16 protein-coding genes are annotated in these 14,053 nt (G+C 69.3%); 8 read left to right on the forward strand and 8 right to left on the reverse strand.

Annotation, left to right across the window (positions count from 1 at the left end; genetic code table 11):
• Positions 1-95 precede the first annotated feature (95 nt).
• On the forward strand, positions 96-2,117 hold the full coding sequence (gene tkt / locus EAT49_RS01650; RefSeq protein WP_123640535.1) for a transketolase: 2,022 nt from the start codon (positions 96-98) through the stop codon (positions 2,115-2,117).
• 98 nt (positions 2,118-2,215) lie between these two features.
• On the opposite strand, the gene EAT49_RS01655 is transcribed toward tkt, so the two are convergent.
• Positions 2,216-2,602 carry a DoxX family protein gene (locus tag EAT49_RS01655; protein WP_123640536.1) on the reverse strand — a complete coding sequence of 129 codons (387 nt, stop codon included), beginning with the start codon at positions 2,600-2,602 and terminating at the stop codon, positions 2,216-2,218.
• Between the two features lie 92 nt (positions 2,603-2,694).
• Between EAT49_RS01655 and EAT49_RS21025 the strand changes: the two genes are divergently transcribed.
• Both EAT49_RS21025 and gap read left to right on the forward strand, forming a co-directional pair.
• Complete coding sequence (locus EAT49_RS21025) at positions 2,695-2,838, forward strand: hypothetical protein (RefSeq protein ID WP_185020606.1); 144 nt, start codon at positions 2,695-2,697, stop codon at positions 2,836-2,838.
• A 107-nt stretch (positions 2,839-2,945) separates the two neighbouring features.
• Positions 2,946-3,947 (forward strand): type I glyceraldehyde-3-phosphate dehydrogenase, encoded by a 1,002-nt coding sequence (gap, locus tag EAT49_RS01660; protein WP_123640537.1) that lies wholly within the window; start codon positions 2,946-2,948, stop codon positions 3,945-3,947.
• Between the two features lie 56 nt (positions 3,948-4,003).
• On the opposite strand, the gene EAT49_RS01665 is transcribed toward gap, so the two are convergent.
• A complete protein-coding gene (locus EAT49_RS01665; RefSeq protein ID WP_123640538.1) occupies positions 4,004-5,233 on the reverse strand; it encodes a cytochrome P450 in 1,230 nt (409 codons plus the stop codon).
• A 172-nt stretch (positions 5,234-5,405) separates the two neighbouring features.
• Between EAT49_RS01665 and EAT49_RS21030 the strand changes: the two genes are divergently transcribed.
• Positions 5,406-5,564 carry a DUF1127 domain-containing protein gene (locus EAT49_RS21030; RefSeq protein ID WP_185020607.1) on the forward strand — a complete coding sequence of 53 codons (159 nt, stop codon included), beginning with the start codon at positions 5,406-5,408 and terminating at the stop codon, positions 5,562-5,564.
• Between the two features lie 82 nt (positions 5,565-5,646).
• Here EAT49_RS21030 and EAT49_RS01670 read toward each other — a convergent pair whose 3' ends face one another.
• The 5 genes from EAT49_RS01670 to EAT49_RS01690 form a co-directional block, all read right to left on the reverse strand.
• The gene (locus EAT49_RS01670; RefSeq protein ID WP_123640539.1) at positions 5,647-6,414 is read right to left on the reverse strand and encodes an extensin-like domain-containing protein; all 768 of its coding nucleotides are present in this window, start codon (positions 6,412-6,414) and stop codon (positions 5,647-5,649) included.
• On the reverse strand, positions 6,411-7,358 hold the full coding sequence (locus tag EAT49_RS01675) for a L,D-transpeptidase family protein (RefSeq protein ID WP_123640806.1): 948 nt from the start codon (positions 7,356-7,358) through the stop codon (positions 6,411-6,413). Before EAT49_RS01675 ends, EAT49_RS01670 begins: the two co-directional genes overlap by 4 nt.
• Before the next feature lie 53 nt (positions 7,359-7,411).
• Positions 7,412-8,182: an alpha/beta hydrolase gene (locus EAT49_RS01680; RefSeq protein WP_123640540.1), complete on the reverse strand. Its 771-nt coding sequence runs from the start codon at positions 8,180-8,182 to the stop codon at positions 7,412-7,414.
• Between the two features lie 14 nt (positions 8,183-8,196).
• A complete protein-coding gene (gene coaD, locus EAT49_RS01685; RefSeq protein ID WP_123640541.1) occupies positions 8,197-8,688 on the reverse strand; it encodes a pantetheine-phosphate adenylyltransferase in 492 nt (163 codons plus the stop codon).
• 195 nt (positions 8,689-8,883) lie between these two features.
• On the reverse strand, positions 8,884-9,318 hold the full coding sequence (locus EAT49_RS01690) for a CBS domain-containing protein (RefSeq protein ID WP_123640542.1): 435 nt from the start codon (positions 9,316-9,318) through the stop codon (positions 8,884-8,886).
• 85 nt (positions 9,319-9,403) lie between these two features.
• On the opposite strand from EAT49_RS01690, the gene EAT49_RS01695 reads away from it, so the two are divergent.
• Positions 9,404-9,706 (forward strand): hypothetical protein, encoded by a 303-nt coding sequence (locus EAT49_RS01695; protein WP_123640543.1) that lies wholly within the window; start codon positions 9,404-9,406, stop codon positions 9,704-9,706.
• Here EAT49_RS01695 and EAT49_RS01700 read toward each other — a convergent pair.
• On the reverse strand, positions 9,697-10,575 hold the full coding sequence (locus EAT49_RS01700) for a LysR family transcriptional regulator (protein ID WP_123640544.1): 879 nt from the start codon (positions 10,573-10,575) through the stop codon (positions 9,697-9,699). The two genes, EAT49_RS01695 and EAT49_RS01700, sit on opposite strands and share 10 nt — an antisense overlap.
• 217 nt (positions 10,576-10,792) lie before the next feature.
• Between EAT49_RS01700 and EAT49_RS01705 the strand changes: the two genes are divergently transcribed.
• From EAT49_RS01705 to EAT49_RS01715, 3 genes are all read left to right on the forward strand, one after another.
• Positions 10,793-12,292, forward strand: coding sequence for a CoA-acylating methylmalonate-semialdehyde dehydrogenase (locus tag EAT49_RS01705; RefSeq protein WP_123640545.1), 1,500 nt, complete (start codon positions 10,793-10,795; stop codon positions 12,290-12,292).
• A gap of 74 nt (positions 12,293-12,366) precedes the next feature.
• Positions 12,367-12,780, forward strand: coding sequence for a hypothetical protein (locus EAT49_RS01710; protein WP_123640546.1), 414 nt, complete (start codon positions 12,367-12,369; stop codon positions 12,778-12,780).
• Between the two features lie 65 nt (positions 12,781-12,845).
• Entirely contained in the window at positions 12,846-13,973 is a 1,128-nt protein-coding gene (locus EAT49_RS01715) for a carboxylate-amine ligase (RefSeq protein ID WP_123640547.1), read from the forward strand.
• Positions 13,974-14,053 lie beyond the last annotated feature (80 nt).

A 14,053-nucleotide genomic window follows, 5' to 3' on the forward strand; every position in this document is an offset into this window, starting at 1 on the left:
TCAATGGTGCCAAGCACTTGGCAGCCATGCTTGAACTTGCGCCCCGCGCTGCTAAGACGCGGGCGACCCTTCGACCGCCAAAAAGGAAGAGCCCCGTGGAGATCGCCGCCCGCAGCGATGCGCATGCCGAACACTGGTCGATGGCCACCGCCATCCGTGCCCTGACCCTCGACGCGGTGGCCGCCGCCAATTCCGGCCATTCCGGGATGCCCATGGGCATGGCCGATATCGCCACGGTCCTCTACCGCCATTTCCTGAAATTCGACCCGTCCGCGCCGAACTGGCCCGACCGGGACCGCGTGATCCTGTCGAACGGCCACGGCTCGATGCTGCTTTATTCGCTGCTGCATCTGACGGGTTACGAGCAGATGACGCTCGAGGAGATCCGCAACTTCCGGCAGTGGGGCTCCCGCACCGCGGGCCATCCCGAGTACGGCCACGCCGAGGGGATCGAGACCACCACCGGGCCGCTGGGCCAGGGCCTCGCGAATTCCGTCGGCTTCGCCATGGCCGAGGAGATGCTCCGCGCGCGCTTCGGCGACAAGGTCGTCGACCACTGGACCTGGGTCTTCGCCGGCGACGGCTGCCTGATGGAGGGCATCAGCCACGAGGCCATCGCGCTGGCCGGCCGCCAGCAGCTCTCGCGGCTCGTCGTGTTCTTCGACGACAACGGCATCACCATCGACGGCAAGGTCTCGCTCGCCGACACCACCGACCAGCAGGCGCGCTTCGCCGCCTCGGGCTGGCACGTCCAGGCCATCGACGGTCACGACCCCGACGCGATCGCCGAGGCGATCCGCGCCGCCCAGGCCGATCCGCGGCCCTCGATGATCGCCTGCAAGACACATATCGCGCTCGGCCACGCCGCCCAGGACACCGCCAAGGGTCACGGCGCGCTGACCGACGCGGATCAGCTCCAGGCCGCCAAGGAGGCCTATGGCTGGCCGCACGGCCCCTTCGAGATCCCCGGGGAGATCAAGGCGCTCTGGGAGGCCACCGCAGAGCGCGGCCGCGCGGCGCGTGCGGACTGGGATTCGCGTCTTGCGGCCCTGTCCGAGGCGAAGCGAAAGAAGCTCGACGCGGCCTTCTCCCCCGAGATGCCGGCGAAACTCGCCTCGGCGATCCGCAAGCTGAAGAAGGACACCTCGGAGGCGGCCCCGAAGCTCGCGACCCGTGCCGCATCCCAGAAGGCGCTCGAGGTGATAAACCCCGTTCTGCCCCAGACCGTCGGCGGCTCGGCCGATCTCACCGGCTCCAACAACACCCTGACCGAGGGTCTCGGCGTCTTCTCGCCCGAGGACCGCACCGGGCGCTATGTCTACTACGGCATCCGCGAGCACGGAATGGCCGCCGCGATGAACGGGATGGCGCTCCATGGCGGCGTGCGGCCCTACGGCGGCACCTTCCTCGTCTTCTCGGACTATGCCCGCGCCTCCATGCGGCTCTCGGCGATCATGGGCGCGCCCGTGGTCTACGTCCTGACCCATGACAGCATCGGCCTCGGCGAGGACGGCCCGACCCACCAGCCGGTCGAGCATCTGGCCATGCTGCGCGCGACACCCAACATGGTCGTGCTGCGCCCCGCCGACGCGGTGGAGGTGGCCGAGGCTTGGGAGATCGCGCTGAACCGCACGGACGGGCCCACCGTTCTCGCGCTCTCCCGGCAGGGACTTCCGACCCTGCGCACCGATCACAAGTCGAAGAACCTCTCGGCCCAGGGGGCCTATGTCCTCGCCGACGCCACCGGGCCGCGCAAGGCGGTGCTGATGGCGACGGGCTCCGAGGTTGCCGTGGCCATGGCCGCACGCGATCTCCTCGAGGCGGAGGGCATCGGCACACGCGTTGTCTCCATGCCGTCGATGGAACTCTTCGCCGAAGCCGACGAGGCCTACCGCCGGCGGGTCCTGCCCGGCGGCTCGGCGGTGCGCGTGGCCATCGAGGCCGGCGTTCGCCAGCCCTGGGACCGCTGGCTGACGGGCGAGCGCGGCCGCGAGCAGAAGGCGGATTTCGTGGGCATGTCGAGCTTCGGCGCCTCCGCGCCCGAGGACGTTCTCTACCGCGAGTTCGGCATCACCGCCGAGGCCACCGCCGTCAGGGTCCGCGCGCTCCTCGGCTAGGGCACAGGTCCGGCGGCAACGGTGGCGCAAACGCTGACACAAGGCGTAGGGTGGGTTTCCAACCCACCGCCCTGCCCCGCCGCCGAACCGGCCGCGTCTCAGACCCGGAAGCGCCCCGGACCCAGCGCCGAGAGGGCGAGGCATCCGCCCGCGATGCTCCAGTTCTTGACGAAGATCGTCATCTGCCACGGGTCATCGGGCTGCAGGTGAAACACGCTGGTGAGCGCGGAATACCCCGCAAGCGCCAGGGCTGCCGCTGGCACGAAGCGCCCTGCCACCAGCGCCCCCGCGGCCCCGGCACTGAAGACGAGCGCAGGCCATATCAGCACCTCGGGCAGGCCCCGCAGGCTCAGAAGTTCCTGCGAGGAGGCCGGGTCCATGATCTTCTGCACCGCGCCGCCTGCGAACAGGGCCGCGATCAGCAGCCGCGCGGCAAGCGCCGCTCCGTCTCGCCATGTCGGCGTCCCCGTCGTCTCTGCCGTCATCGCCGGTCCCTCCGCGACCCCAGCGCCGCAACCGCCCTTCCGGTTCCCGCCGCGACTTGCCTTGACGCGCACCGGCTGTCACCACAACGCTCATGCTGCGCTCCCCCACCTTCTGGATCGTTCTCGCCATCGCGGCCCTCGTCGCCGCCGATCTCGTCCTTCAGGACGGCGCGGCGCTGATCTTTCTGGGGCGCGAACTGCTCGCCCTGATCGGCTGGCTCGCCTTCTGGCGCTGACCCGGACTGAACCTCCCGCCCGGCGGCAGGTTGACTAGGGCAGCGGATTGCGGTGTGTGGCCCCGACGGGACCGCGCGCCCCCAACACCGATCAGGAGGATCATTCCATGGCAGTCAAAGTCGCAATCAACGGGTTCGGCCGGATCGGCCGCAACGTGCTGCGCGCCATCATCGAGTCGGGCCGCACCGATGTCGAGGTGGTGGCGATCAACGATCTCGGGCCGGTGGAAACGAACGCCCACCTGATCCGCTACGACAGCGTCCACGGCCGCTTTCCCGGCGAGGTCAAGACCACCGAGGACACGATCGACGTGGGCCGCGGCCCCATCCGGGTGACCGCCATCCGCAATCCGGCCGACCTGCCCTGGTCCGATGTCGACGTGGTGATGGAATGCACCGGCATCTTCACCTCGAAGGACGCCTGCCAGGCCCATCTCGAGACCGGCGCCAAGCGCGTGCTGATCTCCGCTCCGGGCAAGGATGCCGACAAGACCATCGTCTACGGCGTCAACGACGGCAGCCTGACCGCCGACGACCTGGTCGTGTCCAACGCCTCCTGCACCACGAACTGCCTCGCGCCGGTCGCCAAGGTTCTGAACGACAGCATCGGCATCAAGCGCGGCTTCATGACGACGATCCACAGCTACACCGGCGATCAGCCCACGCTCGACACGATGCACAAGGACCTCTACCGCGCCCGCGCCGCGGCGATGTCGATGATCCCGACCTCCACCGGGGCGGCCAAGGCCGTGGGCCTCGTGCTGCCCGAACTGAACGGGAAGCTCGACGGCGTCGCGATCCGGGTGCCCACGCCCAACGTCTCCGTCGTGGACCTGACGTTCGAGGCCGAGCGCGAGACCACGGTGGAAGAGATCAACGACGCGATCCGCGCCGCCGCGAACGGTCCGTTGAAGGGCATCCTCGGCTTCACTGACGAGAAGCTCGTGTCGATGGATTTCAACCACGACCCCCATTCGTCGATCTTCCACACCGACCAGACCAAGGTCATGGAAGGCACCATGTGCCGCATCCTGACCTGGTATGACAACGAATGGGGCTTCTCCAACCGGATGAACGACACCGCGGTGGCGATGGCCAGGTTCATCTGATCCGCGCGCCCACATGACCCGGTCGCCCCGGCCCCCAGGCCGGGGCGATCCCGTTTTCAGGCAGCGGCCCCGAGGACACGGATCCGCATCCCGCCCCTGACCCTCGGGGGCACCGCCGCGTGCGTCAGGTCAAGGTCCTGTGTCCCGGCCGTCCAGGCGACGCGATCCGCGAACACCTCCAGCGCCGCCAGCATCAACCGCTCGGTCAGCCATTCGCCCGCGCAGCGGTGGCCCGTCCCGAAATCGCCCCCGCCCTGGGGGACCATGTCGAAGGGTCCGGGCTCGGCCCCCTCGAACCTCGACGGATCGAACCGGTCCGGATCGCGCCATGTGCCCGGATGGGTATTCGTCCCCGGCACGTCGAGCAGCACGCGGCTGTCGCCCGGCAGCTCCATCCCGCCGACCGAGACCGGGCCACGGGTGCGCGCCCCGAGCACCGGAAAGAACGGGTAAAGCCGCCGCACCTCCAGGGCGAAAGTCCGCCGCTCGCCCTCCGTAGCCGGTCTCGCCCCGGTCACCGCGAGGGCATGAACGAGGAACTCCACCCACAGAGCGACCGCAACCATGGGCCTCAGGACGTTGAGCAGCTCCACGCCCGCCACCTCCGGCACCAGGACCTCGCCATCCGGTCCGCGCCATGCCGCGGTGACCGCAAGCGCGCTGCCCTCCGGCGCCGCGGCCCGGCCCTCACGAAGTGCCGTCACCCTCTCGGCCGCCCAGGCGTCGAGCCGCCGCCGCGTCTGCCGTGCCCGCAGATGGACAGGCCCCGCATCGGCCGCATGGCCGAAAAGCCGCGACATCTCCCGGCCCTTCTTCTCCGCCGCCTCGCCCGTCAGGTCTCCCAGCCCGGCCCAGTGGAGCACCGCCTCGGCGATCGCGTCGCGCGCGACCTCGCCCACGCAGAGATCATCCGCCCGCGCAAGCCGCTCGGTCAGACCCTCCCGCACCCGGCCCGCCAGCGCCTCCATCCGCTGCGGCGTCATCAGCGACATCAGCATCGCCTTGCGCGCCCGGTGCGCGTCCCCGTCGAGCCCCTGCACCCCGCCCTTTCCGAACAGAACCGACCCGATGCGCCCCGGCACCGCATCGGCCCGGGTGAACTTCTGTTCGTCGTAAAGGAGCTCCGCCGCCTCCGCCCCGCGAAAGAAGACCGCGGGGCGGAGCATGAGGCGCGTGCGGAACACGTCGGTACCGAGGGCGTCGGCAGTCCGGCGCGCATAGCCGTAAGGATCGCGCCGGAACGGAATGGTGGCGTCGGGAAGCGTCGTCGCGGGCGGCTGTTGCATCTTTCTCTCCAACGGATCACACCCGTCGGAAACGCCTCGACCGGACCCCTTGTTCAGCCATGCAGCGGATGCAGGGCCGTTAGCGCAAACTGTCGATTGCGCTGCACTGCGGCATCACTACATCTCGGGTCGAACGCAACGGCCACAGCCAAAGTCAGAAAGGGACAGCCAAATGCTTTCGACCCTCCTCAGCGCCGTTCAGAAGCGCGCCCTTTACAACCGCACCCGCCGCGAACTCGCGAACCTGCCTGCCGACTTCGCGATCGAGGATCTGGGCTTCTATCCCGGCGACGCCGACCGGATCGCCTACCAGGCCGTTTACGGCCGGTGACCTGCCCCGCACCGCGCGGCACGGACTGCCAGATCGAACGGGCCGCCTCCGACACCGGAGCGCGGCCCTTTCCCTGTCCGGCCTACTGACACAGCCGGAAATCGCCCCGCCGCTGCACCACGTCGAGATGCAGGTGATCCTCATGCGAGGCATCCGTCCCCGGCCCGAGCACCGTGGCGAAGTGAATGCAGGCCGCACCCCGGATCGCCCGCTGCGCCGCCTCCTCGAGGTCGCCGTCGCCTTCCCTCAGACGGATATCGAGAGGCGGTCCCTCGGCAAAGGTCATCCCCATGATGTCCACCGCATTGCCGAAGGAATGCTCCGACGGCTTGCCCTCCTCCGCATTGTTCCGCCGCCTGCAGACATAGGTGGACCCGGTCTCCAGCGTTTCGAGAGCGCCGCGCCGTGGCAGCCTCCCGGTGACCGGCAGCACATGGTCCCGCGTCCACTCCGCCAGCGCCCGCGCCGTCTCGCAGCGCATGGGCCCCGGCGGCGACAGCGCCACACCCGGCAGAATCTGCGAAACGGTCACCGGGTTCACGATCCCGCAGTCGCGGTCGTCCGGCTCCGCGATCGTCTCCCTCTCGCCGTAGACCGTGCCGAGCGCATCGAGCGCCGCGAGGCACTCCGCATAGACATCGGGCTCCGCGGCGACACGGCGAAAGTCCGGCATCTCCGGCGGGTCCGCGACCGTCACCTCCTCCTCGCCGGTGATCCGCGGCGCCGGTCGCTCTTCGGCGAGGCTCTCGGCGGGCCGCACCGGCGGCGCGGGCGACGTCTCGGGCGCGGTCTCCGTCTGGGCCGCCACAGGTCCCGCCGCCAGCACGGAACAGAGCACCAGCGCCCTCACCGGAACACGACCTCGGTTCCGGGCGAGACCATATCCGCCAGCTCCCGCGCATCCCAGTTCGTCATCCGCACGCAGCCGTGGCTCTGGTTCTGAAACAGCGCGGCGGGCTCGCTCGTGCCATGGATGCCGTAGGTCGGTTTCGACAGATCGATCCACACGATTCCCACCGGGCCGTTCGGACCCGGCGGCAGGGTCAGCTCTTCGTCGTTGTCGCCCTGCTGGAAATTCTCGTCCGGCCTGTAGGCATAGGTCGGCTCGATGGCGATCCCGACCACCTCGTGGGTCCCCGAGGGCGAGGGCAGATCGTCCGATCCCACCGTGACGGGATAGTTCGCCACCATGTCTCCCGCCTCGTCGAAGGCAGCGAGCCGACCCTCGGCCTTGCGCACCTCCACCCGCACCACCTCGTGCTCCTCGGCAGTGCCCGGTGCCACGACCGTCAGCCGCTCTCCCTCCACGAAATCCGCGCCGGGGTTGAGCGCGATCAGCAGGTCCTCGGCCATGTGATAGTCCTCGGCGATCTTCTCGGAGACCCGGACGTAACCCAGCCAGTCCAGCTCCGCGAGCTCGGCATAGTCCTCGGGCAGCGGCATCCCCCGGACGTCGGTGTCCCCGGCCGTCACCCGATGATCCTGCAGGACCGGCGCCCGGTCGTCGCCGCCAAGCGCCGCCCAGACCTCGGCGTCGAGCCGCCCGTCCTCGGGCAGACCCTCGCGCGCCTCGAACGCCCGGATGGCCGAGCGCGACATCGGTCCCCGCCATCCGTCGATGATCCCCGGAGAGATCCCGGCCCGGTCCAGCAGCACCTGCGTCACGACGGTCAGCCCGGATTGCCCCTCGGGCAGAGGTCCCCCGTCGTGGACGGCATTTCGGATCTCGTCGGGCGCGGGTTGCGTCAGGGCGGCGGCCGGGGCCAGCGCGGCCCCTGCGAAGAGCAGCATCATCAAACGTGTCATGTTCCGCAAACGGCGCGTAGCGCGCCCTGTTCCGCCCGACGCTACGGCGCCAGTCCGGCGATGAACCCCTCGACCGTCGGCCAGTAATCCCGCGCCGCCGTAAGATCGTTGTGCCCCACACCGGCCAGCCGCTCGAAGCGACCGACCCCCTCGGGCAGCGTCGCGGCCAGGCGCAGGCCTTCGCCGGGCGGGATCAGCACGTCCTCGTCGCCGTGCAGCATCAGGACCGGCACGGTCAACTCCGACGCATCGCGATCCGACCGCCACCTGTCGATCCAGGGCACCAGGCAGGCGGGCACGCCCGACCGCCGCGTCATCAACCTGCAAAGCCGCCCGTATGGCGCCGCAAGGATCACCCCGTCCACCTCCCTTCGCGCCGCCACATGCAGCGCGAGGCCGGTGCCCAGCGAATACCCCTCGACTACCAGCGGGCCATGCCCGGGCAGGATGGCCGCCACGGCGTCATGCGCCGTCAGGGCATCGGCCTTCAGCCCGGCCTCCGAAGGACGCCCCTCCGTCCCGCCGCCACCGCGATAGGTCATCGCCACGACGCTGCGCCCCGCCGCCCGGTGCCGCGCGAGGATCGGCGCAAAGGCAGCGAGGCTCCCGGCATTGCCCATGAAATAGAGCACCGCCGGCGCGCCCTCCGGCCCCTCGGTCACGAGCAGCTCCAGCGCGCTCCCGTCCTCCCGTTCGACCCGGACGCTCTCGAACCCGTCGATCCGCCCGGGGTCGGGAAAGAACGGATAGATCGCCGCAGGCACCATCAGCGAGGCCGCCAGCGCATAGAGCAGGTACAGCCCGAGAAGCATTCCGAGCATCGGCCTCAGCCGTATTTCTCCGCCAGAAGAGCCTCCACCGGCGGGCTGACGAATTTCGAGACATCCCCTCCCAGCCGCGCGATCTCCTTGACGAGTTTCGAGGCGATCGCCTGATGCTCCGCCTCCGCCATGAGGAACACCGTCTCGATGCTGTCATCGAGCTTCCGGTTCATGCCGACCATCTGGTACTCGTATTCGAAATCCGCGACCGCGCGCAGGCCCCGAACGATGATCTGCGCGCCCACGTCCCACGCGCAGTCGATCAGCAGGTTCTCGAAAGGATGGGCGACGATCTCCGTCCCGGTCTCTCCCGAGAGCGCGCGGCTTTCCGCCTCGACCATCGCCACGCGCTCCTCGAGGGTGAACAGCGGCCCCTTGTCCCGGTTGATCGCGATGCCGATCACCAACCTGTCCACCAACCGGCAGGCCCGCCGGATGATGTCGATATGGCCATAGGTGACGGGGTCGAACGTCCCCGGATAAAGCGCCACCCGCATCCCACCTCTCCTTCGCCGCCCGCCGGACGCGTCCGTCGGCGGTCAGAGAGCACGATTGCGCAGGGGCGTGCAAGCCGGGCCCCGTAGCGTCTCGCGGTCGACCGGGTTCAGGCCGTGCCCCACGCGGGCGATGCAGCGGTCGCCCCGCAGGGCGCGTTCCACCGCGCCCGGGAGGTCCGCTGAACGCGAAGCGCTCTAGAAACCCATGATCATGCCTTCGAGCGCGCCCTTCTCCATCTCGAGTTCTTCGAGACGGTACTTCACCACGTCGCCCAGCGTGATCAGACCGACCATTGCCTCGCCGTCCATGACCGGCATGTGGCGGAACCGTCCCTGGGTCATGGTGGCGAGAATGCCGTCGGCCCTGTCCTCGCGGGTGCAGGTCACAAGCCGCGTCGTCATCATCGCCTCGACCCGCTCCTGCAGGCAGCCCGCCCCGCGCCGCCCGATCTCGCGGACGATGTCGCGCTCGGACAGGATGCCGAGGGGCGTCTTGCCGTCGCTGGAGACGACCAGCGAGCCGATCCGTCTTTCCGACAGCATGAGGGCGGCGTCGGCGACGGTTTTTTCCGGCGCGATGCAGACGACCTGGTCGTTGCCCTTCGATTTGAGAATTTTCGCCACCGTCATGCCATGTCCTCCCAAAACCGGCTTGATCCGCACAGGCTCCACCCTGAAAGTCCGTCCTGTCAAGCGTCCTGCCGCGGGGAAAGCGATGCCGCCCGAAGCCGTCCTTCTCTGTATCAACGCCGCCTTCCTCGCCTTCGGGTATTTCTGGGTCTATCCGGGCCTCGAGGAGAAGACCGCGCTGGCGATCAGCCTGCGCGACGTCGCCATCACGGGTGCGGCCCTGCTGGTAGCGGGCCTGCTCTACGCGGGCCATGGACTGCGCTTCGACTTGCTCTTCGTCGAGACGCGCTGGTGGGTCTTCTCGTTCCTGACGATGCTCGCCATGGAGATGCCGCTCTTCTTCTGGTTCACCCGGCGCCACGGTATCGACTGGTCCGATTACGGTTGATCCCCCGCCGCGATCCGCTCCAGGCGCATCACTTCCGCGCGCAGACCCGCGATCAGCACCTCCGCCAGCCGGTTCATCCGGTCCGACCGCCGGTCGGCGGCATCCCGCACGAGGTAGAAGGCCCGCTCCAGCGACAGGCGGTCCGTCAGCACCCGGACCAGTTCCGGGGCGAAGGGCAGCGCGAAATCGTGCACGATCCCCGCCGCCCCGCCCTGCCGCAGCATCTGGAGCTGCACCGCCACCGAGTTCGACGCCCGCGCCACCCGCTCGCGCCCCAGTTCGCCGAGATAGTCGAGTTCGGCATCGAAGATCATGTCGGGGATGTAGCCTACCAGCGGCAACGCCAGCGGATCGCCCCCCGCCCAGTCGCGATGGGTGGCGAGATGCAGCCGGTAGCCCGTGATCCTCTGGACCGTCAGCCGCCCGGTCTTGGGCGGAGAGACGGTGATCGCGAGATCCGCCTCCCGCCGCGACAGGTTCACCACCCGGGGCGCGGCCAGCACCTGGATGTCGAGGCCCGGATTCTCCTCGGCGAGCCGCGCCACCACCTGCGGCAACAGGAAGTTGGCGCAGCCGTCCGGCGCGCCGATGCGGATCGTTCCGGTCAGGCCGGCCTCTCCCTGCCCCTCCTCGAGGGCGGCATCCAGCGCCGCCTCCGCCTGCACCGCGTGGTCCCGCAACCGCACGCCGAGGTCGGTCAGCGCATAGCCCCTCGGGCTCCGGGCAAAGAGCGCCCGTCCCAGCCCTTCCTCGAGCCGCGCAACCCGCCGCCCCACGGTGGCCGGGTCCATCCGCAGCACCTGCCCCGCCCCGGTCAGGCTTTCCGTGCGCGCGACGGCCAGAAAGACGCGCAGGTCGTCCCAGTTCATCGCCCGAACCGCCCGGACCCGCGCTGCCGGTCCGGAAGAGGAGTATTTCCGGCCAGATGAGGACTGGGGACACGCCCCCGGCCGGGGCGGGCGCACAGGGGCGCGGCGGGATGGCGGCACATGGGGTCAGGCATTCCTGCAAGATGACTTTGCCACATTCTCTCTGTTCCCTGCATTTGCGCAAGACTAGACTGCCGGAAATTCGGAGGATACCGCCATGGAAGAGCTTCACCACTGGATCGACGGCGCGCGGACGCCCGGCAGCTCGGGCCGATTTGCGGACGTGATGAACCCCGCCACCGGCGAAGTGCAGGCCTGCGTCCCGCTTGCGAGCGCGGACGAGGTGCGCGCGGCCGTCGAAAGGGCCGCCGCCGCCCAGCCCGCCTGGGCCGCGACCAATCCCCAGCGCCGGGCGCGGGTGATGATGAAGTTCGGCGCGCTCATCAACGCGCACATGGACCGGCTCGCCGAATGCGTGAGCCGCGAGCATGGCAAGACCCTGCCGGATGCGCGGGGCGACGTGCAGCGCGGGCTCGAGGTGGTCGAGGTCTGCATGGGCGCGCCGCATCTTCTGAAGGGCGAGTACATGGACAACGGCGGCCCGGGCATCGACCTCTACGCCATGCGCCAGCCCCTCGGCGTCGTGGCGGGCATCACGCCCTTCAACTTCCCCGCCATGATCCCGCTCTGGAAGATGGCGCCAGCGCTGGTCTCCGGCAACGCCATGATCCTGAAGCCGTCCGAGCGCACGCCCTCCACCGCGATCCTGCTGGCCGAACTGCTGAAGGAGGCGGGCCTGCCCGACGGCGTGCTGCAGGTGGTCAATGGCGACAAGGAGGCGGTCGACGCGCTGCTCGACGACGAGACGGTCCAGGCTGTGGGCTTCGTCGGCTCCACCCCCATCGCGCAGTACATCTACGGACGGGCCGCGGCGACGGGCAAGCGCGCGCAATGCTTCGGCGGCGCGAAGAACCACATGATCGTCATGCCCGACGCCGATCTCGACAAGGCCGCCGACGCGCTCGTCGGGGCGGGCTACGGCGCGGCGGGCGAGCGCTGCATGGCGATCTCCGTCGCCGTGCCCGTGGGCGAGGAGACCGCCGACCGGCTGGTCGAGAAACTCGTTCCCCGCATCGAGAAGCTGAAGGTCGGCCCCTACACGGCCGGCGAGGACGTGGATTACGGCCCGGTCATCACGGCCGCCGCGAAAGAGCGCATCGAGAGCCTCATCCAGTCCGGCGTCGACCAGGGCGCGGACCTCGTCGTCGACGGCCGCGGCTTCGAGCTTCAGGGCTACGAGCAGGGCTTCTTCGTCGGCCCCTCGCTCTTCGACCGCGCGACGCCCGAGATGGACATCTACCGAGAGGAGATCTTCGGCCCCGTCCTGACCCAGGTCCGCGCCGGCTCCTACGAGGAGGCGCTGAGCCTTGTGATGAAGAACCAGTACGGCAACGGCACCGCGATCTACACAGCCGACGGCGATACGGCGCGGGACTTCGCCAGCCGGGTCAACGTGGGCATGGTCGGCATCAACTTCCCGATCCCGGTGCCGCTCAGCTACTTCACCTTCGGCGGCTGGAAGAAATCCGCATTCGGGGACCTCAACCAGTACGGCCCCGACGCCTTCCGCTTCTACACGCGCACGAAGACCGTCACCGCCCGGTGGTTCTCCGGCATCAAGGACGGCGGCGAGTTCAATTTCAAGGCTATGGACTGAGCCAAGGCTTCGCAAAGGTTGCCTTTTCGCGCCCGATCGGTAAACCCGGTCGGGTAGTCTGACGGGAGGGAACCTTGGCGGTCACGTTTCACTTCATTCCCGGCGGCCTCGTCTACGTCCGCTATCTCTACCATGTCGACACCGCCGAGACGCTGCGGGCCTTCGCCGCCTACGCCCGCCATCCCGAGCGGACGCCGGGCCAGCCCCAGCTCGTGGACCTGTCCGCGATCGAGAGCTTCGACGACGACCTTGTGAGCGTGATGAAGCTCCAGGCGGAAAAGGCCAGCCTCTTTCGCGAACACGACGAGAACACGCTCGTCGTCTACTATGCGCCCACGCCCGTCTCCTACCGCATGGCCCGGATCAGCCAGCGCAGCTGGGAGGGCCTGCCCGGGGTCACGGTCGCCATCGCCGAGGACGAGATCGGGGCGCTCGAACTGCTGGGACGCAGCGAACGCAGCTTTGCGGACCTGAGGCTGCCCGCCTGAGACCCTCCGCTTTGCCACGGGTGCCGCCTGTGCTTTGATGCGGCGACGACGGCAGGGAGCACGCGATGGCGGAGCCCGATTTCACCCTGGGGATAGAGGAGGAATACCTCCTCGTCGATCGCGACAGCCTCGCCCTGCGAGAGGCCCCCGAGGGCCTGCTCGAGGCCTGCCAGGAGGACCTCGCCGAACAGGTCAGCCCCGAATACCTGCAATGCCAGATCGAGATCGGCACCCGCGTTGCGCGCACCATTCCCGAGGCCCGCGACGACCTGCGCCGTTGCCGCGCCAGCGTCAGCCGCCACGCCGCGCGCTGGAACCTCTCGCCCATCGCCGCCTCCTGCCATCCGCTCGCGGACTGGAAGGCCCAGCACCACACCGACAAGGAACGCTACAACCAGCTGCGCAACGATCTCGGCGGCGTGGTGCGGCGCATGCTGATCTGCGGGATGCATGTCCATGTGGGCCTCAACGACGACAGCCTGCGGGCCGATCTCCTGAACCAGATGGCCTATTTCGCGCCGCACCTCCTCGCGCTCTCCACCTCCTCGCCGTTCTGGCAGGGCATCGACACCGGTCTGGCCAGCTACCGTATCTCGGTCTTCGACAACCTGCCCCGCACCGGCCTGCCGCCACGCATCGAGAACTGGGAGGAGTACGAGCGTTCCGTGGCCGCCCTCGTCGAGATCGGCGTGATCGAGGACGCGACGAAGATCTGGTGGGACATCCGCCCCTCCCACCGCTTTCCGACGCTGGAGACCCGCATTTGCGACGTCTCCCCCCGTCTCGACCATGCGGTCTCCCTCGCCGCGGCGACCCAGTGCATCGCGCGGATGCTCTGGCGGCTCCGGCGCTCGAACCAGCGCTGGCGGCGTTACGACAACTTCCTGATCGCCGAGAACCGCTGGCGCGCGCAGCGCTACGGGGTCGGCGGCGGGCTGATCGACTTCGGTCGCGGCGAGATCGTTCCCGTCCCCGCGCTCCTCGAGGAACTGATCGACCTCGTGACGGAGGATGCCGACGCCCTGGGCTGCACGGCCGAGCTCGAGGCCACCCGCGACATCCTGCAGGGCGGGACGTCTTCGGAACGTCAGCGCGCCGTGCGCGACGCGGCGGAGGCGCAAGGTCAGGACCGGGACGCCCAGATGCGCGCCGTGGTGCGCCACCTCATCGAGGAGTTCCACGCCGATCTGTGAGGCGCGCCCGGGCGCGCGCCGCACCCCCTCGCCGGCATCCTCCGGACCAAGGCTCCCGGGGGGGGCGAGGACGGTCGCGT

Source organism: Histidinibacterium lentulum (genome assembly GCF_003789055.1).
In the GTDB taxonomy this organism is placed as follows: Bacteria; Pseudomonadota; Alphaproteobacteria; order Rhodobacterales; family Rhodobacteraceae; genus Oceanicola; species Oceanicola lentulus.

Bases quoted from the DNA above. Each gene is read 5' to 3' on its own strand.
- EAT49_RS01655 (WP_123640536.1), bottom strand. From the start codon at position 2,602: ATGACGGCAGAGACGACGGGGACGCCGACATGGCGAGACGGAGCGGCG.
- EAT49_RS21025 (WP_185020606.1), top strand. From the start codon at position 2,695: ATGCTGCGCTCCCCCACCTTCTGGATCGTTCTCGCCATCGCGGCCCTC.
- gap (WP_123640537.1), top strand. From the start codon at position 2,946: ATGGCAGTCAAAGTCGCAATCAACGGGTTCGGCCGGATCGGCCGCAAC.
- EAT49_RS01665 (WP_123640538.1), bottom strand. From the start codon at position 5,233: ATGCAACAGCCGCCCGCGACGACGCTTCCCGACGCCACCATTCCGTTC.
- EAT49_RS21030 (WP_185020607.1), top strand. From the start codon at position 5,406: ATGCTTTCGACCCTCCTCAGCGCCGTTCAGAAGCGCGCCCTTTACAAC.
- EAT49_RS01675 (WP_123640806.1), bottom strand. From the start codon at position 7,358: ATGATGCTGCTCTTCGCAGGGGCCGCGCTGGCCCCGGCCGCCGCCCTG.
- EAT49_RS01680 (WP_123640540.1), bottom strand. From the start codon at position 8,182: ATGCTTCTCGGGCTGTACCTGCTCTATGCGCTGGCGGCCTCGCTGATG.
- coaD (WP_123640541.1), bottom strand. From the start codon at position 8,688: ATGCGGGTGGCGCTTTATCCGGGGACGTTCGACCCCGTCACCTATGGC.
- EAT49_RS01690 (WP_123640542.1), bottom strand. From the start codon at position 9,318: ATGACGGTGGCGAAAATTCTCAAATCGAAGGGCAACGACCAGGTCGTC.
- EAT49_RS01695 (WP_123640543.1), top strand. From the start codon at position 9,404: ATGCCGCCCGAAGCCGTCCTTCTCTGTATCAACGCCGCCTTCCTCGCC.
- EAT49_RS01700 (WP_123640544.1), bottom strand. From the start codon at position 10,575: ATGAACTGGGACGACCTGCGCGTCTTTCTGGCCGTCGCGCGCACGGAA.
- EAT49_RS01705 (WP_123640545.1), top strand. From the start codon at position 10,793: ATGGAAGAGCTTCACCACTGGATCGACGGCGCGCGGACGCCCGGCAGC.
- EAT49_RS01715 (WP_123640547.1), top strand. From the start codon at position 12,846: ATGGCGGAGCCCGATTTCACCCTGGGGATAGAGGAGGAATACCTCCTC.